The sequence below is a fragment of the Parasphingorhabdus sp. genome (genome assembly GCF_036963805.1).
Lineage (GTDB): Bacteria > Pseudomonadota > Alphaproteobacteria > Sphingomonadales > Sphingomonadaceae > Parasphingorhabdus.
The window spans coordinates 236,142-261,994 of record NZ_JBALUN010000002.1 but is presented as its reverse complement, the minus strand read 5'-3'; the positions used below and the strand labels follow the sequence as shown (position 1 = coordinate 261,994).

At 51.8% G+C, this 25,853-nt stretch carries 20 protein-coding genes; 7 read left to right on the top strand and 13 right to left on the bottom strand.

From position 1 onward, the window contains the following. Window position 1 precedes the first annotated feature (1 nt). Together V7676_RS07975 and V7676_RS07970 are read right to left on the bottom strand one after the other, a co-directional pair. Entirely contained in the window at window positions 2–1,165 is a 1,164-nt protein-coding gene (locus V7676_RS07975) for a thiolase domain-containing protein (RefSeq protein ID WP_335659159.1), read from the bottom strand. Window positions 1,166–1,239: 74 nt separating this feature from the next. After that, complete coding sequence (locus V7676_RS07970) at window positions 1,240–2,517, bottom strand: amidohydrolase family protein (RefSeq protein WP_335659158.1); 1,278 nt, start codon at window positions 2,515–2,517, stop codon at window positions 1,240–1,242. Window positions 2,518–3,093: 576 nt separating this feature from the next. On the opposite strand from V7676_RS07970, the gene V7676_RS07965 reads away from it, so the two are divergent. Further along, a complete protein-coding gene (locus V7676_RS07965) occupies window positions 3,094–4,809 on the top strand; it encodes a thiamine pyrophosphate-binding protein (RefSeq protein ID WP_335659157.1) in 1,716 nt (571 codons plus the stop codon). A 42-nt stretch (window positions 4,810–4,851) separates the two neighbouring features. Here the strand turns inward: V7676_RS07965 and V7676_RS07960 are convergent, their stop codons facing one another. Continuing rightward, window positions 4,852–5,508 carry a TetR/AcrR family transcriptional regulator gene (locus V7676_RS07960; protein ID WP_335659156.1) on the bottom strand — a complete coding sequence of 219 codons (657 nt, stop codon included), beginning with the start codon at window positions 5,506–5,508 and terminating at the stop codon, window positions 4,852–4,854. A gap of 251 nt (window positions 5,509–5,759) precedes the next feature. On the opposite strand from V7676_RS07960, the gene V7676_RS07955 reads away from it, so the two are divergent. Together V7676_RS07955 and V7676_RS07950 are read left to right on the top strand one after the other, a co-directional pair. Beyond that, window positions 5,760–6,524, top strand: a complete 765-nt coding sequence (locus V7676_RS07955) for an SDR family NAD(P)-dependent oxidoreductase (protein ID WP_335659155.1) — start codon at window positions 5,760–5,762, stop codon at window positions 6,522–6,524. Between the two features lie 92 nt (window positions 6,525–6,616). Further along, window positions 6,617–7,396 (top strand): SDR family NAD(P)-dependent oxidoreductase, encoded by a 780-nt coding sequence (locus V7676_RS07950; RefSeq protein ID WP_335659154.1) that lies wholly within the window; start codon window positions 6,617–6,619, stop codon window positions 7,394–7,396. Between the two features lie 81 nt (window positions 7,397–7,477). Here V7676_RS07950 and V7676_RS07945 read toward each other — a convergent pair whose 3' ends face one another. Further along, window positions 7,478–8,236: a 3-hydroxyacyl-CoA dehydrogenase gene (locus V7676_RS07945; RefSeq protein WP_335659153.1), complete on the bottom strand. Its 759-nt coding sequence runs from the start codon at window positions 8,234–8,236 to the stop codon at window positions 7,478–7,480. Window positions 8,237–8,681: 445 nt separating this feature from the next. Here V7676_RS07945 and V7676_RS07940 point away from each other — a divergent pair, with 445 nt between their 5' ends. Continuing rightward, entirely contained in the window at window positions 8,682–8,987 is a 306-nt protein-coding gene (locus tag V7676_RS07940) for a hypothetical protein (protein WP_335659152.1), read from the top strand. 156 nt (window positions 8,988–9,143) lie between these two features. Beyond that, the gene (locus tag V7676_RS07935) at window positions 9,144–11,027 is read left to right on the top strand and encodes a feruloyl-CoA synthase (protein WP_335659151.1); all 1,884 of its coding nucleotides are present in this window, start codon (window positions 9,144–9,146) and stop codon (window positions 11,025–11,027) included. Between the two features lie 35 nt (window positions 11,028–11,062). Here the strand turns inward: V7676_RS07935 and V7676_RS07930 are convergent, their stop codons facing one another. Next, complete coding sequence (locus V7676_RS07930) at window positions 11,063–12,280, bottom strand: acyl-CoA dehydrogenase family protein (protein WP_335659150.1); 1,218 nt, start codon at window positions 12,278–12,280, stop codon at window positions 11,063–11,065. A gap of 411 nt (window positions 12,281–12,691) precedes the next feature. On the opposite strand from V7676_RS07930, the gene V7676_RS07925 reads away from it, so the two are divergent. Both V7676_RS07925 and V7676_RS07920 read left to right on the top strand, forming a co-directional pair. Continuing rightward, entirely contained in the window at window positions 12,692–13,852 is a 1,161-nt protein-coding gene (locus tag V7676_RS07925; RefSeq protein WP_335659149.1) for an acyl-CoA dehydrogenase family protein, read from the top strand. A gap of 385 nt (window positions 13,853–14,237) precedes the next feature. Then, window positions 14,238–15,458, top strand: coding sequence for a CaiB/BaiF CoA transferase family protein (locus V7676_RS07920; protein WP_335659148.1), 1,221 nt, complete (start codon window positions 14,238–14,240; stop codon window positions 15,456–15,458). A gap of 163 nt (window positions 15,459–15,621) precedes the next feature. On the opposite strand, the gene V7676_RS07915 is transcribed toward V7676_RS07920, so the two are convergent. From V7676_RS07915 to V7676_RS07880, 8 genes are all read right to left on the bottom strand, one after another. Then, window positions 15,622–16,374 carry a TetR/AcrR family transcriptional regulator gene (locus V7676_RS07915; RefSeq protein ID WP_335659147.1) on the bottom strand — a complete coding sequence of 251 codons (753 nt, stop codon included), beginning with the start codon at window positions 16,372–16,374 and terminating at the stop codon, window positions 15,622–15,624. Window positions 16,375–16,474: 100 nt separating this feature from the next. Continuing rightward, window positions 16,475–17,653 carry a thiolase family protein gene (locus V7676_RS07910; protein ID WP_335659146.1) on the bottom strand — a complete coding sequence of 393 codons (1,179 nt, stop codon included), beginning with the start codon at window positions 17,651–17,653 and terminating at the stop codon, window positions 16,475–16,477. Then, entirely contained in the window at window positions 17,650–18,048 is a 399-nt protein-coding gene (locus V7676_RS07905; RefSeq protein WP_335659145.1) for a Zn-ribbon domain-containing OB-fold protein, read from the bottom strand. Before V7676_RS07905 ends, V7676_RS07910 begins: the two co-directional genes overlap by 4 nt. A gap of 181 nt (window positions 18,049–18,229) precedes the next feature. Next, entirely contained in the window at window positions 18,230–20,431 is a 2,202-nt protein-coding gene (locus V7676_RS07900; protein WP_335659144.1) for a TonB-dependent receptor, read from the bottom strand. A gap of 365 nt (window positions 20,432–20,796) precedes the next feature. Then, window positions 20,797–22,134 (bottom strand): amidohydrolase family protein, encoded by a 1,338-nt coding sequence (locus V7676_RS07895; RefSeq protein ID WP_335659143.1) that lies wholly within the window; start codon window positions 22,132–22,134, stop codon window positions 20,797–20,799. Further along, window positions 22,131–23,096 (bottom strand): CoA transferase, encoded by a 966-nt coding sequence (locus tag V7676_RS07890; protein ID WP_335659142.1) that lies wholly within the window; start codon window positions 23,094–23,096, stop codon window positions 22,131–22,133. Before V7676_RS07890 ends, V7676_RS07895 begins: the two co-directional genes overlap by 4 nt. Continuing rightward, the gene (locus tag V7676_RS07885; protein ID WP_335659141.1) at window positions 23,093–24,085 is read right to left on the bottom strand and encodes an enoyl-CoA hydratase/isomerase family protein; all 993 of its coding nucleotides are present in this window, start codon (window positions 24,083–24,085) and stop codon (window positions 23,093–23,095) included. Before V7676_RS07885 ends, V7676_RS07890 begins: the two co-directional genes overlap by 4 nt. Window positions 24,086–24,242: 157 nt before the next feature. Next, window positions 24,243–25,850 carry a long-chain fatty acid--CoA ligase gene (locus V7676_RS07880; RefSeq protein ID WP_335659140.1) on the bottom strand — a complete coding sequence of 536 codons (1,608 nt, stop codon included), beginning with the start codon at window positions 25,848–25,850 and terminating at the stop codon, window positions 24,243–24,245. Window positions 25,851–25,853: the final 3 nt, after the last annotated feature.

Here is a 25,853-nt window from a genome sequence, read left to right as displayed (position 1 = left end):
TTCAGACCCTTTCGAGAATTGCAGTGGCCGAGCCATGATAGCCAGCGAGCGAGCCGCCCGTGCCATGTGCCACGGCAAGCGAACAATCAGGAACCTGCACAGCGGGGTGCGCCTCACCGCGCAATTGGCGAACAGCCTCCAGCAGCTTGGTGATACCGCCCCTATTGCCGGGGTGATTGTTGCACAATCCGCCGCCGTCAGTGTTAAATGGCAACTTGCCTACGCCGGAAATGAGGTTTCCGTCAGCAACGAAACGCCCTCCCTCACCCTTTTCACAGAAACCTAAATCTTCCAGCTGCATGATAACTGTGATGGTGAAACTATCGTAAAGCGAAGCATAGCGAATATCCGCTGGCGTAACCCCAGCTTCAGCAAAAGCAGATCGGCTCGATTCACGCCCAGCCGAATAGCTCAGATCAATCTTACCGCCTGCATTATGCTTTACTGCCTCACCGGCACCGCGCAGACGAACGTTCGGACGTTTGAGATTTTTAGCGATCTCAGGCCGCGCCAAAACAACTGCACCGCCGCCATCGCTCATCACGCAGCAGTCCAGCCGGTGCAGAGGAGAAGCCACAATAGGCGAAGAAATGACATCCTCCACAGTAACAACATCCCGCAATAAGGCATTGGGATTATGTTGCGCATGATGCGAAGCCGCGACTTTTACCCAAGCCATCTGCTCCGCAGTCGTGCCGAATTCGTGCATATGCCGCTGGGCCACCATGCCATACAGCGCGGCGGGCCCGAAATAATAGCCATCCTCAAATGGCTGCTCTGGTGCCCCGCGCCAATCCACGCCGCCAAGGCCTATAAATTTCCTGCTGGCAACTTGATTATCCGCGCAAGTTATTAACGCGACATCACATTTGCCCGCAGCAATAGCTAGAGCGGCGTGATGAACATGCCCGATATAGCTTGAGCCACCTGTTTCCGTACTATCAGTATAACGCAGATCCAGCCCCATATATTGAGCCATCGTCATTGCGCCGATTCCGGGAGCGTCCGCTCCGCAGAAATAGCCATCAACGTCAGACAGGCTCAGCCCGGCATCCTCGACCGCCCCTTTGGCGACATCGGCGTGTAATTGAGCCAGAGAAATCCCGTCCGCCTTGCGAGTGGGATGTTCATAAATTCCGACAATATTGGCATCAGATGGGTACATTGCACTCTTCCGTTACTAATCATTTGCTGTGGGCTCGCAAGCGAACCCACAGCAAATTTAATTAAAGTTCTAAATTAAAGCTCAATGTTATAGCAACGCTGTGCATTTTCCTGCAAAATCTTACGCACATGCACTGGATCTACATCGGCAAGAACTTCGCTGAGATGCGCCTGAGGATCAGGATAAAGCGCTGTCGGATGTGGAAAATCGGTTTCGAACATAACATTGTCCGGGCCGATCAGATCGAGCATCTTAGAAGGCGCAATTTTCTCAAACCAGAAAGACGCAAACATTTGGTCTTTGAAATATTCAACCGGGCGTCGCTGCATGTTGTGATCAGGCATCATCTCATCGACCTGATACTCTAACGCTTCGAGCAGGAACGGAATCCAGCCAATGCCGCTTTCTACCGAGACAATCTTCAATTTAGGATATTTGTCAAGCAAGCCACTAACAATGAAGTTTGCCAAAGTAGCCGCATTGCCGATGTAGAACAGCATTGCGCCAACTGCGAGTTTCTTCTGGAAGTCGAGATCTTTCCAAGTCACAGCAAAACCATCAATACCACCGGTCGCAATGTGGAAATTGATCGGGATTTCTTTGTCATTGCAAAGTTCGAACAGTGGTGCCCAGTGATCATCGTTAAATGTCGGCAGGCCGAACTGTTCTGGACGATCGGGCAGGTTAAAGCCTTTTACGTCATATTCTTCAACACAGCGCAGTGCTTCTTTGCCCATTGCTTTGCTGTCCCAGACAGGAAGCAATGCCATTGGAAGAAGGCGCCCGCCAGATTGCTTCTGTGCATCACCGCGATCGTCATTATAAACCCTGATCAGTTCTTCGGCGAAGTCCTTGTCGACCCAGTTCAGCAAACTGACGGACGACGAAGCAAAGCCATTCGGGTAACAAATCTGAGCATGAACGCCCAAATCATCCATAAATTTCAAGCGTTCCTTAACATCATAGGCTGCAGGATGAATATCTTCTACCCTCGGGATGCTGAGGCGCCCCAGACGCTTGTTGCGGTCTTTATCAATCACCGAAGCGCCAGCAGGCGAAATCAGCTTATCGCCAATGAACCAGTAATCCATAGAGCCTTCACGCTTCATATAAGGAGTACGATCCTTCATGCTTGCAGGCATACGAGAGGTCCAAAGATCGCCTTTTTCCGTAAAATGCGTATCAACATCAATGATTTTAATGTCCTTGGTAAGCTCGCTTGTTCCCTGAAGATCGGCGGCCGGCACGACCTTGCCACCGTCCTTGAACGCCCCGACCAGCCAACCGCCGACCTGAGTTTCATCAACGCCCATTTCGGCTCCGAAACTAAATTTTTCGCTATCTTCTGACATTATCAATTCCTTTTCTTTGATCTGCAGCATCGGACCCGACTGACCCGATCACCGAATTACACAACTTAAATTCCAGCATAATGGCCCTTTGGATCAGGCCCATTGATTCATCAGTTCATCCATCACACGTCGGACCGAGCCAATTGAGGCGGCGAGAAAGGCAAAGCCCAGAACCACCGCGACGGCCTATTTGTGTCCGTTACACATTTTCCGGCTAACTGATTTCACATAAATTGCTACGCGTTCTCCTAATCTACATCTCTAGCTGTCCGAGGCCCAAGAATGAGTGCGACTCCGACATTTCAATATTAACTACATCATGCAAATTTCTCAATAATGCAATGTGTATTAATTTTACTTTAGCGTCAACCCGACTCTCCTTCCTTATTCCTCTCGCCCCTAACGCGCGCGAAAGCGGCCTTTCCGATCGTCGGAGCTCCACATCAACATGTGCGGCGGTTAGAAATATGCTCCTGAACAATTTCATCCGCTCTTGACAGCGACGTGATACAACCACTAGCTGCGAGTACTTACTGCAACATGATGCAGAAATAACCTATCTAAGCGGAGCTGTCCATGATCGGTGGTATATTATTAGCAGAAAGCCTTCACAGGCTGGGTGTGCGAGACATGTTTATGCTGCATGGTGGGCATTTAGACCCCCTTTTAATCGGCTGTGCTTCCCTTGGCATTCGGCTAATTGACACGCGGCACGAAGCCACCGCGGGCCATGCAGCAGAAGTGATGGGCATGCTTAAACCAGATACTGTTGGCGTCTGCGCGATCACCGCTGGTCCAGCCTTCACCAATGCGCTGACGGCGATGGCAAGCGCCTATGCAAATGCCCTGCCAGCGCTGTTCATTGCCGGAGCGCCACCGACACGCGAAACCGAAACCAACGAACTTCAGGGCGGGTTTTCGCAACTGCCAATGGCTGTTTCTGTAACCAAATGGGCACATAGAATCCTATCGGGAGATCGAATTCCGGATATTGTGGAGAAGGCCATGCGAATCGCACAGACTGGCCGCCCCGGACCTGTCTTGCTGGAGGTACCGATCGATATAATGTTCCGCGAGGTACCCCGCGTTCTGTTTCCCATTGCTGAAACGCCCTCTAGCCCGGCCAAACCGGCACCATCAACGCAAGACGCCAAAGATTTTCTCGCAGCCATCGCATCCGCGGAAAGGCCTGTTCTCATTGGCGGAACCGGCGCGATCACCTCCGGCGCGGGCACCGCAATTGATCGCTTTGCGCGACTAACAGGTGTTCCGGTGGTCACCAACAGCAAGGCCCACGGCCTATTACCCCATGATCACCCTGCTAATTTCGGGCCCGCCTCGACGTTAGCGGTCCTCAACGCAACCGGCGCCCCAAGACCGGATCTGGTAATTCTAGCCGGGGCGCGGGCAGGCCTGCTGCTCGGCGGGCGCTCGCATGCAATCATACCCAAGGACGCTAGGCTATTACAGATCGACATTGAGGCAAGTGAGATCGGGAGGATGACACCAGTAGAGCTTGGACTTGTAGCGGACGCCGCAGAAACTTTTGAATTACTTGATGAACTCGCAACAGAGCAGTCATGGCCCGAACTGGCAGAATGGCGCGCTACCCTCGCGAAAGCACATAACTTCGCCCCATTTGAACAGGAAGAAGCTGTCTGCAACAGTGGGCGGCTCCACCCGCATCATGCGGCTAAAGCAGTGTTCGACGCCATTTCTCCGGATGCTACCGTGGTCGTTGATGGCGGCGAGATGACGGCGTGGTGCGAACCGCTTAACCGGGCATCGCGGCCAGGCGGCTATCTCACGGCGGGCTATCTCGGTACGCTTGGATTCGGACCGGGCTACGCAATAGGCGCCGCTGTAGCGCGCCCTGAAACGCCGGTATTTTTAATTGCTGGAGATGGCGCTATCGGTTTTCATCTGCAGGAATTCGACACTATGGCAAGGCATAACCTTCCGATCATCACGATCATCATGAACAACGCCTGCTGGGCAATGTCTAAAAATGGTCAGGATCTCGTTTTTGGCAAAGAACACCGAGTAGCTGTCGACTTGTGCGACAGAGCCTATGAGGATGTTGCCCGCGCACTGGGCTGCGATGGCGAACGGGTCGAGCGCATCGAAGATATTGGACCAGCGATTGCTCGCGCCTGTGCCAGCGGACGGCCAACCTGCATCAATATCGCAACAGATGCAGACGTCGTCCACCCCATCACTTTCGGAATGGCGGGCACCGATCCAACGAAGGGCAAGATCGCGATGCCCTACTATCAGAATGAAAATGGCTGATGCAGTCCGTCAATGGCGAAGTAGATAAACAAGAAGCGAGTATCAGTCGCTAATTTCTTTCCCGTCCACGCGGCCTGCGGGCTTAGGAAATTCAGGTAATTTACACGAAATATGAAATGTTTGCAGCATCTCCTCAGCCTTATCGGCTACCTCACCCTTGGTGGCACCAATGAGTATTGTAAGTGTCGCGGTGAATAATGCTGACAGATATTCCTCATCAGGCAGCCGTCCAAGACACCAGTCACTTATGATGGAATATTGTAAATTTGCCATTTCATTGGCAACCCTGTCCGGTTCCGCCCATTCCTTGAATAAACCCTGTTCTTTCAATACTTTAAACCAATCTGCCCAGCCTGTTTGAGTCATATCTTGAATGGTTTTCCAGATATCGTTGCTGGTTGTCGAGGAAAAGTAGATCGACACAATTGCCTTCGTGTAATTGCGAACTTTGAAATTCCGACGATTGGTAGAAAGTGTCCGGTCAATCACCCCTTCCAGACTGAAGGGATCGGTACGATATGAAATGAATTTCTGAAAATCATCATACGCTTCACGGATCGCCAAGGCAATCAAACGGTCCTTGCTTTCATAAGCATTATAAAAGGTACGTTGAGCAACATCTGCTCGCTGACAGAGCTTTCTGATGCTGAAATTTTCTAATCCACCCTCAGCAATCATCCGCCGCGCTTCCGCCAGCAATCGCCGCCTGCGATCAATAATCTGCTCACTGGAATAAGACAGGGATTTGTTAGGATTGGCAACGAGAGCCGGCATATTTTACTCTTCCAACACGTGTTTTTGGGACTCTTGCCGCTTGCCCACGCGTAAATATTAGCACAAGTAGCAATTTATCTTGCATCCAAGCAAGTTTCGATGAACTGTCCACTAGCATAGAATATAGCCCATGTATCAAGTCAATAATGACAAATACTATAGAGAGAATGTCGGTAATGCCAATTTTAGAAAAATTTTCACTGCAAGGTAAACTCGCAGTTGTCACTGGCGCGGGACGAGGCATTGGCAGAGGAATCGCAATTGCTTTGGCGCAAGCCGGTGCCGATATCGTGATCAGCGCACGCACACAAAATCAACTTGAGGAAGTCGCAGCAACGATCCGTGCACTCGGCCGAAATTGCGAAATCTGCGTAGCCGATCTTGTCGCGCCGAATGGTCTGGACAAGTTGGAGGATTTGGTCGCCAGTCAACCAAATAGCCTCGACATCTGGGTTAATAACGCCGGTGGACTGCCCGATGCAACGCCTCGTTTCCTCACTAAAACATCACCGGAACAATGGGATGCCCAAGTCGATCTTAATTTGAAAGCGGTGTGGGCCGGCTGCGTAAGCGCGGCGCGGCTGATGGACACGGGGGCAATTATCAACCTCTCATCACGGGCAGCCTTTGGCGGACACCTTAAGAATGGTCCGTATTCGGCGGCAAAAGCCGCCGTGAACAGCCTGACAGAGACTTTTGCACTGGAACTGGCTCCCCGTATACGCGTTAACGCGCTGGCACCCGGCCCGATCGCGACCACCAACATGCTCGAATCGGTCGGTATGACGGAAGATCAGGCAGATGATGTTTTAAAGCATTTCCCTGTACCGCTTGGGCGACTGGGCACGCCCGAAGATATCGGCGCTGCGGCGGTATTTCTTGCTTCGCCCGCATCTAGCTGGATTACTGGGCAATGTCTTTACGTGACCGGAGGTTTTTAAGCCTCAACACTCGGCCACGAAAATTCAAATCCCCTGGCCAAGGAGATGCGCGTTACGGAATCGCGGAAAAAATAGGATAAAAGGAGACCATCATGCGTTTTTCGGAGAAAACACTAATGATTACGGGCGGAGCAAAGGGCATCGGCCTTGCTACCGCTCGCCGATTCGCCGCTGAAGGAGCCAAAATTGCACTGGTTGACATCGACGAGGCCGCGTTGAAGCTGGCAGAGAAAGAACTGAAAAGCCTAACCTCTGACGTCATTTCAATAGTTGCGGATGCAGGCAATCCCGAACAGATCAGAGAAGCAGTCGCCCGCACTATCGATCAGTCCGGCGGTATAGATATTGCGGTATCCGGTGCGGGACGAGGATCTCCCAATGTTGATTTTTTTGATGTGGAAGATGCAGACTGGGATGCTGTCCTAAAGGTCAATCTGACAGGCGGGTTCATCCTTGGCAAAGCCGTTGCCAAACATATGATAGCCACCGGACGAGAGGGCGCTATCATCTTCATATCCTCTGTCGGCGCAGTGCTGGGCGTGCCCACCCAAGCACCTTATTGCGTGAGCAAGGCAGGCATCGGCATGTTGACGAAAACCATGGCCCTGTCACTTGCACCGCATAATATCCGGGTAAATTCAGTGGGTCCGGGACCAATCCGGACTGCGATGACCGAGGCCGTTATCGCGGATGACGCTTTGCATAACCTCATGCTGTCTCGCACCCCGCTTGGGCGGTTTGGTGAAGCCGATGAAGTAGCCGGCGCCGTGTCTTTTCTCGCTAGCGCCGATGCAGGGTTTATGACTGGCCAGACCATATATCCCGACGGAGGACGACTGGCCCTGAACTACGTCACGATGCCTACGGCCTAAATTAAAGCCACCAAGTTTGGCGGCTTTCCGCCCCATCCAATCGCGGTTAAAATGGATGGATGGGGCGTTGATGCAGTCTTATCAGCGCGGAGCCATGCGGATGGCACCATCAAGACGAATGGTTTCGCCGTTAATCATCGGATTTTCGATAATTGATTTTACAAGAAGCGCATATTCCGATGGTTTGCCCAGACGGTTCGGGAACGGCACCTGTGCACCCAATGACTTTTGAGCTTCCTCAGGCAGCGCGCCAAGCAAAGGAGTATGGAACAGACCGGGGGCGATTGTAACCACACGTATTCCATTTTGTGCAAGGTCGCGGGCAATCGGCAACGTCATCCCCACTATTCCACCCTTTGAAGCAGAATAGGAAGCCTGACCAACTTGACCTTCAAAAGCAGCAACCGACGCTGTGTTGATAATCACGCCGCGTTCCTCATCAATCGGATCAAGTGTCGTCATTTTTGCTGCCACTTTGGACAATACGTTAAACATACCGATAAGGTTGATCTCTATCACTTTGCGGAACGTTCCCAAATCGTGTGCCTGCCCTTTGCTCACCGTTTTCATTGGAGTCCCGGTGCCAGCACAATTGACAAGCACGCGTAGCGGCCCAAGCTTGTTCTGCGCCGCCTCTATCGCAGCGGTAACCTGCGCCTCATCTGTGACGTCAGCCTTAACGAAAATGCCGCCCAGTTCAGCGGCTAGTTTCTCGCCCAGTTCCTCATTGAGGTCGAGTATCGCAACCTTGGCACCTTGTTGTGTCAGCATCTGTGCGGTAGCCGCACCAAGACCAGACGCACCTCCTGTAATGAGAGCCGCAACATCTTGAAGATTCATGTTCATTCCTTTCTAAAATTTAATAAGCACGCGATTTGCCCGGAACAACCGTTTCTGACCTGCCAGTGGATCACTTCCGAGTCGCGTTCATGGTCTGATAGCAAAAATTGCTACACTGTATCATATTTATTGTTTAAGCTAATCTACGGCTAAGTTTTGGATAAGGGCTACCAAGCCGTCTGTCGAGATTTACTATAACGATCTGGTCCGGGCTGTTCCAAAATTCAGGAACAGACCCACTCTGCAATTTGGCAAATCCACCACAAAATAAATTTACCAATTTTATAACGTGATGCAGAAATATAAATCTCGCAGACGAAATATCTTGCATTTTTCTGCCAAGAAGGACAAAAAAGAGACGATGTTTCAGAATCTCTAGTGCATGATATGACATTGCTAAATTTTGAAGAATACAGGGTTTGAAAAACCGAATGAAAAGGACAGAATGATGAAAGCGGGAATGCGGTTTAAAAGCGCTGTCTGCTCAGCCGAAGGTGTGGTGGTCCGCGCAGCAGAGGGCAAAGGCGAACTAACATGTGGAGGCGTGATAGTTACGCTAGCCGACCAGCAACCGGCTGATGCTACACCACTCACCGAAGCGCAGGACGGCGGCGTACTGCTCGCCAAACGTTATGTCGATACAGACTCGAGCTTAGAAGTACTTTGCTCCAAGGCGGGGCTTGGGATGTTCGCCTTTGCGGGCCGCAAACTGGCACTTAAAGAAGTGAAAGCACTACCCGCCTCGGATTGATAGGTAAAACTGAACGAGTTTTTGCCCGACATGGCCTAATATCTGCTTCGTTAGCCAACAAGGCGCGAGGATATCTGGGGCCGGGAATAGCCGGCCCCCATTATATTTCACAGATCGTGATTTCCAATCGCGGCGATAACTGGGAGGGCTCCAACATTGTCTAAAACACAAGAAAGCTCACAAGCAGGAACGGACATTCCGTTTCGGAAAATCAATACAATTGAGCCCTTGGCCGAATGTATCAAACAACTCGATGGCAGCTTCATTATCCGTGACCCACGCCCGGTGCAAGAAGCGGAAAATTCTATCGTGAACTATCTGCGTCACTGGTCATCGAACGTGCCAGACCGGGCAATGCTGGGCCAACGTGATCCTACAGGTGCATGGCGGAAAATTTCCTATCATCAAATGCGCGAACAGGCGGATGCCGCCGGGCAATGGCTACTGGACCACTCAATTGAACCGGGGCAGACGGTGTTGATCTTGTCTCCTGCCTCGATCGAACATGCTGTGCTTGCTATGGGTGCGATGACCGTAGGCGTGACCATCGCTCCAATATCGCCGCCATATGCGCTGCACAAATTAGGCTGGAGCAAGCTACAGAAAGTCGTCGATGCTGTGCGGCCAAGCGCCATTTTTTCGCAACAGGCCGCGCCTTATGCTGATGGAATAGCCGCAGTCGGACTAGACGGCATTCCCTGGATCGTGGTTGAGGATGACTTGCCTGATCGTGATCTGATCAACTTTGCCGAATTGCTGGAAACCGAACCAACCGACGCGGTTGAACAGGCTTTTGCCCGGACCGGACCAGACACAGTCGCAAAGATACTCTTCAGTTCTGGTTCCACCGGATGGCCAAAGGGGATTATCAATACACAGCGGATGATGTGCCTCAATCAAGCTTATCACGACACGATCTGGCACCCAGACGAACATTGCGGACCGTTTGACACGCTGAACTGGATGCCGTGGCATCACACAATGGCCGGGAACGGATTATTCAACCGCAGCCTGCGACAAGGTGGGACATATTATATCGACGAAGGACGTCCGATTCCGGACCATTTTGATTCGACCATCGACAGCCTGCGGGAAATGTCCCCTCACAGCTATTCGGACGTCCCCGCAGGCTTTGCCATGCTTGCGACTACGCTCGAAGAAGACTCAAACCTGCGGGACAATTTTTTCCGCAATTTGGTGTTCCTGCAATATGCGGGAGCCAGCCTACCAATCGAATTGTGGCAGCGATGGCAGGAGTTGTCGGTTCAGGCGACAGGTCTTCGAACCCCGTTCCTGACCGGCTATGGCTGTACCGAAACCGGTCCATCAATCACGCAGCTCTATTGGCCTGTCGAGGGTAGCGGATATCTCGGCGTTCCGGTTCCGGGGGTTGAGATGAAGCTAATTCCCGTTGACGACACGCGATATGAAGTGCGCGCTCGCGGGGGGAATGTAACCCCGGGCTATCTTGGCAACGATGCGCTTTATGCAGAAACGATTGACGACGACGGCTTCTATTGCACCGGCGATGCCGCGACTTTTGTGGACCCCCAAAACCCCTCTGCAGGCTTCCGCTTCGCTAGCCGGGTCGCTGAGGATTTCAAATTGCTAACCGGCACATTTGTCGCAGTCGGTTCCATTCGGGCCAAAGCGGTCGGCGCAATGATGCCGCTGGTCAGCGACATGGTGATTACCGGCCAAGACAAATCTTTTGTGGGCGCCTTGATATGGCCCGACATTGGTGCCTGTCGCAAGTTCATCGGCAAAGGGGCAGATGCTCTCACCGATCAACAAGTGACAGCTCACCCCGATATACGGATGGCAATTGCCGATAAGTTGAAGAGTTTCAATTCCTCCAACACGGCATCTTCAATGCAAATCGTCCGCGCAATTTTACTGGATGAGCCGCCCTCTGCCGAAGAAAATGAGATCACCGACAAGGGTTATATCAACCAACGCCGCGTGCTGGAGCTCCGGGCGGGCCTTGTCGATAAGATATATGCTGAACCAATAGCAGCGGAAGTGATCGCCCCCGCCTAGCGGCGGTTTTAACGTGGGCGATCACTCAAATTATATCATGCGCCGCCATATTGCTTGAGCTTGAGCCGGCCTAGCTGATTCATATGCACTTCATCCGGACCATCCGCCATCCGCAGAAACCGGCTGACAAGAAAAGTCTCGGCGATCGGCGTGTCATCGCAAAAGCCCATTGCTCCATGCACTTGCATAGCCCTGTCCGCCACGGTTTGAGCCATTTTCGGCGCGACAATCTTGATCGCCGCGATCAGGTCCAAAGCTTTCTTATTGCCATATCTGTCCATGGCATCGGCAGCCTTCAACGTCAGCAGACGCGCCTGCTCAATCTCGATAAAGCTGCGCGCTATATCCTGCCTGATGCTACCTTGAGCAGAAAGTTTTCTACCAAAAGCGACGCGATTTTCAGCGCGCATACACATTAGTTCGAAGGCGCGCTGCGCCTGCCCTACTGAGCGCATGCAGTGATGAATTCGGCCTGGTCCGAGGCGACCTTGCGCGATCTCAAAACCCCGCCCTTCACCCAAAATCATATTGCTCACAGGAACCCGTACATTGTCCAGCAGAACTTCGGATTCCCCCCCCGGTGAATGCCAATTGTTAAAAGTACGTAGATTGCGAACAATCGACACACCCGGAGTATTTCGCGGCACGATAATGGTCGATTGTTGCACATGGCGTTCCGCGTCAGGATTGGTTTTTCCCATTACCAGCAGTAGCTCGCATTCCGGCTCCATTATACCGGAAATCCACCATTTTCGGCCATTAATGACATATTCGTCGCCATCGCGCACGATGGAAGTTTCGACATTAGTCGCATCTGATGAAGCCACGTCGGGTTCTGTCATTACAAAGGCGGAGCGAATGCGCCCTTCAAGCAAGGGCGCCAACCAATCACTCTTTTGCTGCTCCGTTCCGAACTTCGCCAATACTTCCATATTGCCAGTATCGGGAGCCGAACAATTGAATATTTCCGGTGCCCATGGCACGCGGCCCATAACCTCAGCCAGAGGTGCATATTCAAGATTGGTCAGGCCAGGACTAATTTCTCCATATTCTACCGGTAGAAACAAATTCCACAGGCCCAGCGCCCTCGCCTTTTCTTTCAATGCGCCAAGGCCGGGCCAAACCTTCCAACGATTGACCTCCTCCGAGGTCCACATCCGAAACTCCTGCTCAATCGGATAAACATGCTCATCCATAAAGGTTTCGAGCGTCGCAATGAGCGCCTGTACCTTTTCGCTATACTCAAAGTCCATGTGACCGAATTCCTTCTAATTACGGAGTGATGGGCACTCCGACTGATAACGCCGAAGCCAACTGATGCTGACTCACTGTTGTATGCTTTGTGATAGAAAATTGGGCCATCCCAAAGCGCTTGACATTCCCTTTCCACAAAAGGATAACGCTATGCAAGAATTTACTACAACACTGCTGAGTGCATTCACCCAGTGAAGCTTCCAGCATCGAGAATTCAGATGAAAATAATCACACACTGTCGTTCCCATCGCGGCAACCGGGAAAAAACACGTTTGTCAGGCTCGGCAACCCTAAAAGCCAGGCTTCGCGATCTATCAATGGCATTTCAAATGGATCTGTAGTGCTTGTTTCTGACTGACTCAGGAATACGCCAACAACGTCCTACACTCTTTTTCTATAGGAATATCATTATGAGCAACTCCGCCTTAAACATCACATCCCCTTGGATGAGTGAAGATGCTGTCATGTTGCAAGACAGCGTCCGTAAGGTGTTGGAAAAAGAGTTTTATCCGCACAGAGAACAGTGGGAAGATGACGGAATTGTCAATCGCGAAGCATGGTTAAAGGCGGGTGAGTTCGGCCTACTTTGCCCTAGTATTCCCGAAGAATTTGGCGGCGGCGGTGGCAGTAAAGCCCATGATGCGGTGCTCGCACAAGAAGTTGAACGGGCTGGCTTGGGCGGAGGCTTTGGTATTGGTATCGGTACACATTGCATGGTAGCCCACTATATTCTTGACTATGCATCCGATGAGCGCCGGAATGAATGGTTGCCCAAAATGGCAAGCGGAGAACTGATCGGCGCAGTCGCGATGACAGAGCCAGGAACTGGTTCGGATTTGCAGGCAATTAAAACCAAAGCGGATAAAGTACCCGGCGGATATAGGATCAACGGCCAGAAGATTTTTATCTCCAACGGCCAGAATGCCGATCTAATCATCACTGTTTGTCGCACGGGTGAGACGGGATCAAAGGGGATATCCCTGCTCGTGGTAGAAGCCGGTGCAGAGGGCTTTAAGCGCGGACGCAACCTTAAAAAGATCGGCCTTCCTGCTCAGGATACATCGGAATTATTCTTCGATGATGTCTTTGTTCCGGACGAAAATCTTCTGGGCGGTCAGGAAGGTGGCGGATTCTACCAACTTATGAATCAGTTAATGTGGGAACGCATGCTGACTACACTAGGCGCTGTTGTCAGCATGGAGCTGGCGGTTCAATATACCGTTGAATATGTTAAATCCCGCACGGTCTTTGGCAAGGCAGTAATGGATTATCAGAATACGCAGTTCAAACTAGCTGAATGCAAGACGCAGGCGCATATTGCACGCGTTTTTGTGGATCAACTGATGCTGAAATTGCTGGATGGTACACTCGATAACACATCCTCGGCTATGGGCAAATGGTGGGCTACCGACACCCAGTTCAAGGTTCTCGACGAATGCCTCCAACTGCATGGCGGCTATGGTTATATGACCGAATATCCAATCGCGCGGCTGTGGCGCGATGCCCGCGTACTTCGGATATGGGCAGGCACCAACGAGATCATGAAGGTGATTGTCGCGCGCGACCTTTAAATCTTCAGACCATGTCGGCCGGGCTATTACCCACTAGATAGATTACACTATTCATTGGGACTTTCCCGAAGAAAGTGGACGCCCGGCCACCCGCATCAGAATGTCTGGCACGGCACCGCATACAAAATTGCGTATCGTATCAATATTCTTGACACATGGTTCATTTTTGACAATGTTCCATGGCCAAGCCCGCATCAAGATTCAGACATTCTAGTCGTGTCACAAACTTGGGCGGGATTCATCGATCACCGGCATAGTGGCGGCAACTTTGTAAAACTGGGAGCATCCAGATTGCGACATATACAAGTTTGACTGCCTCATAAACAATCGGCCCACCGCCTTTTACGGTTTGCAATAACGATATAGATACAGAAGGAGAAATTCTATGAATGGAGTGTTATCAGGAATCAAAGTGATCGAGGTAGCGATCTATGCGTTTGTGCCTGCTGCTGGAGCCGTGCTTTCGGATATGGGAGCCGACGTATTGAAAATTGAACACCCTGAAAACCCCGACCCCATGCGAAACCTTTCTAGCTATGGCATTAACAAGCCGGGAACCGATGGCCCCAGCGTTTTGTGGCAGGTGATGAACCGCGGCAAGCGCAGTGTCGGCATTGATATCCGCAACCCCGAAGGACTAAAGGTACTCATGTCGCTGGTCGACGAGGCCGATATATTCCTTACGAACTTTATGCAGCCCGCACGAGCCAAGCTGGGTATAGATGCAAAAGATATTCTCGCGCGCAATCCCCGAATTATTTACGGCCGCGGAACTGGCCATGGTCCGGTCGGGCCTGATGCAAATAGGCCCGGTTTTGATGCACTATCCTATTGGGCAAGATCAGGCGCTGCTGTTGCTGGAATGTCGAATGAAAACCGCTACCCAGCGCTTATGCCCGGGCCAGCCTTTGGCGATATTCAAGGCGGGATGAATCTTGCTGGTGGAATCATGGCCGGTCTTTACCAGCGCGAGCGCACAGGCAAAGGCTGCGTGGTCGACGTGTCCCTGTTAGGTTCGGGCATGTGGGCAATGGCGGCATCGACAGCCGGTGCCTATTCGCGCGGTACCGACAATATCGAACAGCTTGATCGCACCCGTGCTCCTAATCCGATCGCCAATATCTACCGCTCTTCTGATGATCGCTATTTCATTGTAGGCGCTTTGGAGGGGGATCGTTTTTGGCCGAGCATCTGCAAAATAGTCAACCGGCCCGACTTGGTTGAGGATTCGCGTTTCGCAACCTCGGCTGACCGTACAACCAATAGCGAGGAATGCGTTGCGATACTCGAAAGTGCCTTCGAAACAATGACTCTAGAGCAAATCGCCGAGGCTCTTGAGGCAGCAGAATGTCCTTGGGCGGCGATAAACCCACCCATTCATCCCGTCGAAGATGAGCAAGCAAACGCCAATAATTATATTCAAATGGTAGAATGTGGCGACGAAGGCTCGCTGCCAATCGTCACCGCACCGATTCAGATTGATGAACAAGCTGCCGTTCTGACGCCCGCGCCTGGGCATTGCGAACATACTGACGAAATACTAATGAGCAGCGGACTTACAATGGACGAATTGCTCGAGCTAAAACTCTCTGGCGCCATTTTCTGAACGGCTCCGGCGCTTTTTGGTTATAGCGTAACTCGGTCCCAAAAACATCAAATCGGCCATCTCTGCTGTTCGAACCTGCTCGTTGCAGGACAGCATTGATGGCCGAATTTTGAAAACTTCCTCACAAACCTAAAGCACAAGAGCTCTGTCAGTTCACTGCGGCTTATTGTGCGGAGCCACCTTTCCGTTTCGCCGTTCCGATTGCTTTTTGGGTCACTTCCTCGCGGAATTGCTCAAATATCGTACGCTTTCCCAGAAAATCCGTAAAATAGACGTTGATTTCTTCATAGCCTTTGCCATCGGTAAGGCCGGCCGCACTGCTCAAAACCGCCAAGACCTTTTTCTCAAAAAACGTCTCATCCGAAATATCCGTCCTGCTCCATTCCAGCGAGATCGTAAATTTCAGACGTATAATCTGCTCCACCAAATCATCGGCGGTTATACCTTCCCGCAGATATCCGTGTTGCTGCAATCTCATGGCCCAAGGGCGCAGAGTCAGGATTACATTATATCCAACGGAATCGCGCAGATATTCATCGACCGTCAGTGAAAAATAGATGTTAGTGACCGTTTTGACATATTCTTTCATACCCAGCATTGTTGCATGGGCGATAATCAGTCGTTCAAGCACACCTTCCAAACTGCGGCGTGGATATTTAAGAGGGTGTTTCGTCGCAAAGGATTCGAACTGGTGACGAATAGCCACTGCGATCAACCGTTCCTTGCTTCCAAACGCTTTGTAAATCGTGTGCGGTGCTACCTCGGCACGTTTGCATAACTCGCGCATACGAAATTTCTCAAAGCCCTCATCGGCAATAAGTTTTTGAGTTTCTTCGAGGATACGCAATCGCCGTTCAAAAATGCGGCGGCTGCCGTAAACAAGATTATCGGCAAGGCCAAATTCTGAAAAATCCATATTTTAACCCCGTGAGCGGAGCCAAATATCCTATGGCAGAAAGATTAAAAAGTCCAGTCCAGCTAGGTAATCGCGCTACGCAATCAGCAGTGGCGGACAGTCATCCCGCGCTTAAAATCATCCCAGCATTGACCGGATTGTTACCATTGACCACAAGGACATTCTTTGCGCTCTCAACCTGCCGTGTGCCCGCCGTGCCGCGCAGCTGACGAACAGCTTCAAGAACATGACCAAACCCTTGCACGCGGCCCTCGCCAATATTGCCGCCATGCGTACTCATGGGAATTCGTCCCAGAAAGGAAAGTTTGCCCGTTTCGGCATTCCAGCTATCTTCGAGAAAGCCACTCGCCTCGCCTCGCACATCAAATGCCGCCTCGATCCATTCTAGTGCCAGACTGGAAAAGCCATCATAAATATTCACAACATCCATATCTTCAATCGTCAAACCGCTTTTATTCCAAAGGCGCTCTACGAGCACGCGGTATGAAGCATAGCTATCAAAGGCCCGGAAAAAGAAATCGGTCCCCCCGGTTATTGCATTGGATGATGCTTCTACAACGGCAGGGCGGTTGGGCAAATCTGCCGCACGCTCTGCAGTCGTGATAACGACCGCCATCGCCCCATCAATCGGCATATCCATATCCAACGCGCTCAGCGGCGGTGCAATTTGCGGCGCGGCGAGATAATCTTCCATAGAAAGCGGCGCATCGTGAAAAACTGCGTCTGGATTTTCCAATGCCCAGTTTCGGTTATTCACAACAATTTTGCCAAGATCCTCCCGCGTCGTACCATATTCATGGGCATGGCGCTGCATTGCCGCGAACATACCATTAGGCACACCAACAGGTTCGACCAGTGGCATAGTCATCGCTGGATCAAATGCCCCGCGCGGCGCGCGGCGCAACGGATCTTTTCGCGCCGCTCCGGAAACCATATCCCAGCGAAACTTAGCATGATAGCAAACTGCGTAATCGCAAGCTCCAGCAGCAACCGCGAGTATCCCTTCTGTCACGGTATTAGCCGAGGGAGGTGACGAGCAATTAGACCAAACTATGTTTTTCAGCCCGAGACTTTCGACCACATAACCAGGCCAAACCGTAGGCAAGTCGGTACTGTATATGCCGGAAACACCGTCAATTTTGTCGCGTGGCACTCCTGAATCGATAATTGCGTTCCGAACCGCGTCAAGCGCAAGCCCGCCAACTGAACGACCGCCATCGCGTGATAGCGTTGACGAACCGATGCCGACGATCGCAACCTTTTCTCCCCGCCCAGTCATTTTTCTTCTCCAGCGGAAAAAACGGGAAGGCTTATGCCTCCTTGTTCCCTAAAACCAAGCGTGAGCTTTGCCCCAATCTCAACATTATCGAACGACATTCCTTCGACAGGCGCAACCACGAAAAGTTCTTTCTGCTCTACCAGCTCAGCCCAGCCGACCACTTCAGGCGGCTGTTTCGGAGCGGTAGGCTGGATAAGATAGCTAAAAAGAGTTGCCTGCCCACTAGGACTTTCATGACCGATATCATCAGACCAGCAAGCTGGACAGCACGCGCGGGGTGGATGAATCCAAGTCTCACATTCTCTGCAACGGCACAAGATGAGCTTAGCTTCACGTAACCCCTCCCAATATGCCACAGTATCATGATCCATGCGGGTCGGCCAAGTTACGGTCATCTGCTGCTCCATACCAATCTATTTACTCCGGCTATACTCTCCGGAAGGTTTTGCTGGTGCAACCACCATTCCTAAAAATAACAACAGCCCGAGCCTGAATGGTCGGAGCTACCGCCCCAGCGGGATGTCCTATTCCCAAAATATATGGCGGGGACAGTAAAACCGCCCCCGCCAAGTTTAATCAGAAATTAAATCCGACCGATACGCCATAGCTGACTGGCTTCGAATAAGAAGTAAAGTCGCCAACATTAGCTTCACGGGGATAAACCAACCTGCGTTCGTCAGTCAGGTTTTCACCCCAGACTGTAAATTTGAGGTTATCGTCAACGTTCCAAGTCAATGAAGCATTCACAACCACAAAGGAAGGCTGCTTCAAACGGTTATTCACGTGCCAGAAGAATGAGTCGCTATAAGATGCCGTAGCATTGGCAACAAGCGAGCCCTCAGGAAGCTCGTGAGTGAAGGTACCTGAAACAAAGCCCGTAAATTCTGGCGTCCGGATCAGCTCGTTTCCGGTCGCGCTTGGATTAGGATCAACCATATTGCCGCCGACAGGATTGCCCGCCAAATCCAGTCTTGGTGTCCACTTGGTCGCAAATGGGAAATCCGTATATTCGCTGTGAGTCCATGACGCACCGCTGCTGAAACTGAAGAAGTCACTGACTTTCATAGAAAGCGACGCTTCCAGTCCATATATTTCGGCTTTAGCAGCGTTATACAGAATTTGCTGATTCGCCACACCAAGCGCATTCGTGCCGAGTGCGTTCACCTGAATATTCTTATAATCCGTATAATAGCCGGCCAACGAAATGACGGTTCGGCCAGCATTATATTTATAGCCTGCCTCATATGAGGTTACCTTTTCAGGCTCAACCGGAGTACCTTCAAACGGACAGGTTGCACCGACTACCGGGCAATCGCCGAAATTACCGCCATCAAACAAGCCGCTCTTAAAACCTTCGCTATACGCGACATAGACACTCGAGGAGTTTGTCACGTCATAACGCAGCGATGCCTGCGGCGTAAAATCACTGAAACGCTTCGACGCATCAACAACCTGAGGGCCGCCATTACCAAAGAAAGTCTGCACCTTCTTCTTTTCGGTACTGTAACGTCCGCCTGCGGTAAAATGCAGACGATCAGTAATATCGACGGTACCCTCGATAAATGCCGCAAAAGCATCTGCTTGAGCAAAAACATCCGGTGGAAAAACAACGACCCCGAACGAACTGATATCCGCGTCAGTATGAGATTTTTCGCTCAGATAGAATAGCCCGCCCGTGAAGGTCACTGGTCCAAGACTTGGACTAGTATAGATTAATTCTTGCGACCAAGTCTTCGTTGTCTGCGGATCACCTTCAAAAGTCTGTAAAGGAACTTCTGTACCATCAAGATCCGTCAGGAAAGGAAATGATGTCTTAGCAAAGGCCGAAACCGACGAAAGATTACCCCAGCTTCCCTTCAAGTCTATGTTCAAACTGGCAGTTGTCAGGGTCAGCTTGTTGTAAGGCTGATCATTCAGCGAGACTTTGCGCTTCTCGGTCAGGCCAAGTGTTGCAGCCTGACTGGTTGGAAATACCGAATTGCCATTGATCGGCACATAAGAATAGGCGGTGTTATCTTCTTGACTTACATGTCCAGCCGACAGGATGAAGCGTAAATTGTCGCTCGGTTCAAACATCAGTCGCCCACGAATACCACGCGATTTTGTAACAGAGGCATCTTCGCCGTTAAAAACGTTGACAGCATAACCATCGTTCGAGCGGTTATATGCAGACACGTTAAACGCAACCGTATCACCCAGCACGATATTGGCAAACCCATTGGCCCGCACTTCTTTAAATCGGCCGTAACCAAACTCAGCACTTACGCTATCTTCGGCTAGCGAAGGGACTTTCGTAGAGACCACGATGGCGCCGCCCGTGGCGTTACGCCCATAGAGCGTTCCTTGCGGACCTTTCAGGACTTCAATCTGGGAAACGCTATTGAAATCGAACAGCGCCGCACCCTGACTAGCCATGTAAACGCCATCAACATAAACGGCGACATTCGGATCAGCACCCGTGCCCGTAACCGATGTACCAACGCCACGGATAGTCGGCTGCACAAATGTACCTTGCTGCGAGATGTTTAACCCAGGAGTTAGTAACTGCAGGTCACGCGTACCGCTAACACCTGCGGACTCAAGCTGCTCTCCGGTCACGACCGAAATCGAGCCTGCAACATCCACATAACGCGATTCGCGGCGTTGAGCGGTAACGACGATTTCGCCCGTATCCGTCACCAACGCATTGTCTGGTACATTTGAACCTTCCTGCGCCAATGCAGGCGTTGCAAGCGCGGTTCCTGCTAGCAAGTAGGGCAGCAGTTTAATAATTTTCATTTTATTTTCTCCCTTAACGGCCAGCTGGCATGCTAGCTCTCCGACGAATAACGATACTGCATCTAACTCAAATTTGCACAATGCACTACGGAAAAATGCCTTGTGTAGCAGAATTCTCTAAGCGTGATAATTTTGCTACACTTATTGAACTTTGGAATCATGATAAATTTTCGATAATTACCTTGCAAAACAATGTTATAACGCTGGATCTATGCCCGTAGCGGGAGTCTAATCCTGATCCAGGAAGTCCTAAGACATCAACGCTGGCAGAGAATGGTACATTTTATTTCATCGGGCTGGGCTTCAAAAAAGCATCTAGTCCTTGCCCCTCAATATAATCCAATCGGCTTGCAGGGGATTAAATTTCAGGCTTGCCAGGCGATGTTGCCACCGATCAACGTCAGACTCACCGCACCAAGCTTATTGGTGTCTTCGGGCCAGCTGTAGAGGATCAGGTCAGCTGGCGCCCCTACTGCCAAGCGTGTATTTTGGTAAAGAGCCAATGCCGCCCTGCGATCGACTGCCTCACCCGCACCAATGACTGTGCCATTACGTGTCCGGCGGTCGAGCGCTGCGCGCAAGCCGATCCACGGATTAATGTCGCCATAAGGCGCATCCGATCCACCCAGCACACGCACGCCGCCGCGTAATAAAGAACCTAGGCGATAAAGATCATTCAGCTCAAACTCGTCGATTTGTGCTCGATAGCGATCCCCGCGATCGTGGATAAAATTAGGTTGGGTGACCACTATTAGTCCCGCAGAAGCAATGTCGCCGATCATGCTTTCGGGAATGATACTACCATGCTCGATCCGGTCGCCAGATCGCGCGCCACCTGACTGTTGCAATGCTTCAAGATAAAACAGCAACTCGCCAAGCGTTGCACAATGCGCGGCCACGTTGCGGTTTAACTTTCGAACGGCGCCGATGCGCAATACAGTCTGATCGATGGGCGGTAGATCATTTTCGTCGAGTATCAATTTGACCGGGCCGACTGAATAAAACTCTCCAGCGGGTAATTCTTCGGAGCCCATGATAACCAGCCTTTGGGGCATAGCACCAGCGAGCAGCTTCGCCTCGACAGTTCCATTTGACGCGCTGGCATCGGTCACGCCAGTGACACCCCATCGTGCCAGTTTTTTGCCTAAAGCACTCAGCGAAGGCGGTGATCCCCCGATCCGTTCCCGCAGCCATTTATCGCCGCGCCAGATGCGACCAGTCGGTAGCCCGTCAGCGTCGCGTTCGACACAAGAGGGCAAGCTTTGCTCACCTAGCCTCGCAATGGCAGCGCTGTTAAGAAGCCAATAAGCTCCTGTGCGATCCTGTATCCGTAAAGGAGGCTGCGGCAGCCATTTGTCGAGCAAATTTCGATCGGGCAATCCAGCGGCACGCTCATCATAACCAAAAGCGCGTATCCATCCGTCTGGTGCGCCAGTGCCGGCGCGGAGCTGCGCCATCACAGCCTCTTCTGTGCGACAATCGGTCAGGTCAACCGACTCCATCCGTGCTGCCGTCGCTAGCAGGTGGCAATGATGGTCATGCAAACCTGAACCCAGTGTTTGTTGTTGCGCATCATATTCGGCTCCGACCCCATCTAGCGCTGGACCAATGGCCGCAATTATACCATCACGGATACCGACCGAGATAAGATTTCCGGTCGTATCGCAGGCATTGCGAATGATCAAATCAAACGATGTTTTCATGCAATCGCCTTGGCAAAACTCGCTGCCGTGCGCGCGAGCGAGATATCAAGAAGCCCTACTTTTCCGGCTTCCAAGGCTTCGAGTGCCCGCGTTGCTGCCATTATCCCAGTTAACGGGTCGGCGAGTGCATCGCCGATAAACTGCGGGTTATCGTGATCCCAGCGAAGCAGCCCGCCCGCTGCCGCACAATCATCGCCAAACCCAACACGCATTGCCGCGTCATCATGCCAGCCATGAGCGGTAATTGCGATCCAAAGCAGGTCGGGGTTTCTGATAAAAACTTCCTTCTCATCAAGACCCAACCGCGCCAGAGCATGTGGCCTGGCCGATGTAATTATCGCCCGCGCATTTTCAATCATGGGTAGCAACTCAGCGGCGTTGAGTACCACATTCTTCCGTTCTTTTCTGCCGTTAAGACGTGCGTCGAGTTTGGGAGTATGCTGCGGTGTCGGATCAGGACGGGCAGGGCTCTCGATCTTTATGACTTTGTGTCCGGCTTCTGCGAGCAGGCCGCCACAATATGGCCCAGCCCAAAGCGCGGACATATCTAGGATAGTAGCGTTTTTGGTACCGCCATCGGTCAGACAGGGAGGTGCAAGCACTGCCGCTTCGTTTATGAGTGCTACTGGTAAGTGCAGCTCTACCGCAGCAGCTACCAAGTCTTGCGCTGTTCGCTTCGTCGCCGCCGATATTAGCGATTCCCAAGGTTCATCATCATGCGTCGTGCCCAGCCATGCAGGCAATAGGTCGATGTCATCGCGGCGTGCAAGTGAAACTGCTATCCAAGTATCGCTGGTCTGGATCAGACGGCAATGACCGTTCGGCGACATTAGTCCGGGCGGCATCAAATCCAATTCGTTTCCCCGCGCCAGCGCTTGAGCTGCGTTAAAACAAACTCGCCCGTGCGATAGTTTGACCAGCCGATCGCCCGCCTTTGCAACGGCTTCGAGTAACGCTTTCACGGTTTCCCCTTGATTGCATGCACAAGCCCCCAGTCGAGCGCCTGCGCCGCGCTTATACGTTTGCCCGACAGCAGCATCCACATCGTGCGATGCCGCCCGATCGCGCGTGCAACCGTTGCGGTGCCGCCTGCTCCGGGGATTAGCCCCATGCTTAGTTCGGGCAGTTGAAACCACGCGGCCGGGGCGGCAATGCGGTGATGTGCCGCCGCCGCAATCTCGATCCCTGACCCGACGCACGCCCCATGTAGCATTACGGTCGCACGCTCACCCAGAGCGTCAAGTGCAATTGCACAGCTGTGCAAACTGCGCGCGACATGCGCCTCAGCGAGATCACGTGCTGTTCCAAATTCGGGAAGGGAGCCTCCGGTGGAAAAGCATTTACCTGCACCTTCAAGGGTTACGTCCGGCTTGCTTGGATCGTCGAGAATATTGGCAAGGGCCTCATATAGCGCATCCCGCATGGTCGCCGACATTTCGTTGCGATTTTCATGATCGTTGAGTTTCAACGTGATTTTATCCGTTTCACGATGAACGACCACAGGATCTGTAGGGACTGCTGACAGTTTGCTGTGCTTGGATGCTGCCATCCAATTACTGAATTCACCGCCGCCCAATAACGCGGAATAGGCAAAAGACTCGACTGTGATGGCATCCGATAAGGTTAGCCCGGACGATAATCGTAAAACTTGCGCCCCAATGGTCGCCGCGATGGGGTTCGCGTCTACCGAGCCAGTAAGTCGCTGGACCGTGTCATCAAACTGTGTCGGATCGAGCGATACCCAAGGTTTTGGCGCTGCTTTGAAAGTAGTTAGTAGAACGTCAAATTCTTGATCGGAAACCGTCGGCAGATCACCTTCTCGATCAATTCCGATAACGACCGCTTGAATCGGGGAAGCAGGTCTATGCCAGCTCGCCGCTTCGACAACCAAAACAGGTTTCCCGCCCAAGGCGGAAAAGCGATCGCTCCCCAGATAGTCGGTCCCTTGCATGGTCGAATGCTAGTCCTGTTCAGCTGCGTTTACCAGCTCAGATTTCTAAACTACGCAGCAGTTTGCCGGAGGAGCAAGCCACGCGACTAGCCTTAGCGATTTAGATAGATATGCGAACTCATCTACTTTAAAAAATCATATTGCTGGCGAAACAGCCCTAGCTACCTAGCGCATCCTTATGGCGAACGCGTATGCTCTTTTTATCAATCTTGCCAGTCGCGGTCATTGGCACATCTTCAAAAAAGATACGATCGGGCATCCACCATTTCGGAACATGCTGTTCAAGATAGGAACGAACTATGTCCTCGCTTACTTCGCTACCTGCATGGCATTCGATCAGCATGATTGGCCGTTCTTCCCATTTCGGGTGAAAGATACCTGCTACGGCTGCGACGCGTACACCTGGACAGCCAGCCGCGATATTTTCAAGGTCAATAGAACTTATCCATTCACCACCGGATTTTATCACATCCTTTTTACGATCCGTAATTCGCATAAAACCAAGCTCGTCAATCGTCGAGATGTCACCCGTGTCAAACCAGCCATCAGCATCCAATGCGCTTTCATCAGAGCGGTAATAGCGTTCCAAAACCCACGGCCCGCGAACAAGTAGTGCGCCCGACGCCTCTCCATCATGCGGAAGTGGATGACCATCATCATCAACAATTTTCATTTCCATACCGAACATCATCCGGCCCTGCCGCGTCCAGATATGATCCAGCTCAGCTTCGCGGCCTCTTTCCGCCAGTGCGGGAGTTGAAGTCGCAACCACGCCTAGCGGAGATGTTTCGGTCATGCCCCATATTTGCTGCACAGATACGCCGCGCCGATCAAAATCGACAGCCATCTCACGCGGAACCGCAGAACCGCCGATAATCACACGCTTCAACGTTTCAGGATTTTGGCCCGTTCGCTCTATATAATCAAGATACATCGTCCAGATTGTTGGTACACCGCCAGAGAAGGTTACACCCTCTGCGGAGATCAATTCCTGCAAACTTGCGCCGTCGAACTTGTCACAAGGAAAAACGAATTTAACGCCGGCCATACAACCCGCAAACGGCAGGCCCCAAGCGGTAGCATGATAGAGCGACTGACACGGCATCACGACGTCAAATGCCGAGAAGCCTAACGCTCCGTCAAGTGCCGCAGCAAATCCGTGCAGCACGACAGACCGGTGCGAGTATAATACGCCCTTTGGATCGCCGGTCGTACCCGAAGTATAGCAAAGGAAGGCACCTGCATTTTCATCAAGCATGGGCCAATCAAAGACTTCAGGACATGGCGCGATCAACGTCTCATAACCATCATATTTGCCATCCGAACGCGCCGTATCCGTTAAGGTTATTACCTTCTCAACCGTTTCCAATCGATCCGCAATGCGCTCGTAAATTTCGACCATATTGCGATCGAGAAGCAAGACACGGCTTCCCGCGTGATTGATCGTATAAACAAGATGGTCGTCAGGAAGGCGTGGATTGGCCGTATGCAAAACGACCCCTAGACCAGGACCTGCGAAGAATAGTTCGAAATGGCGATGATTATTCCATGCCAAAGTGCTGACCCTATCTCCGGCGTTCAAACCAAGCGATTGGAGCATATGCGCGGCCTGAGCAGCCCGTTTGAATGTCGCAGCATAATTGCTTCGCCGCATCGGCTCATCAACATTTTTGGAAATGATTTCCTGCGTCGCGTGTGCGCTGGCTGCGAAACGAAGTATGTCGATGATCGACAAAGGCCGATCCTGCATCAATCCTGGTAACATCTA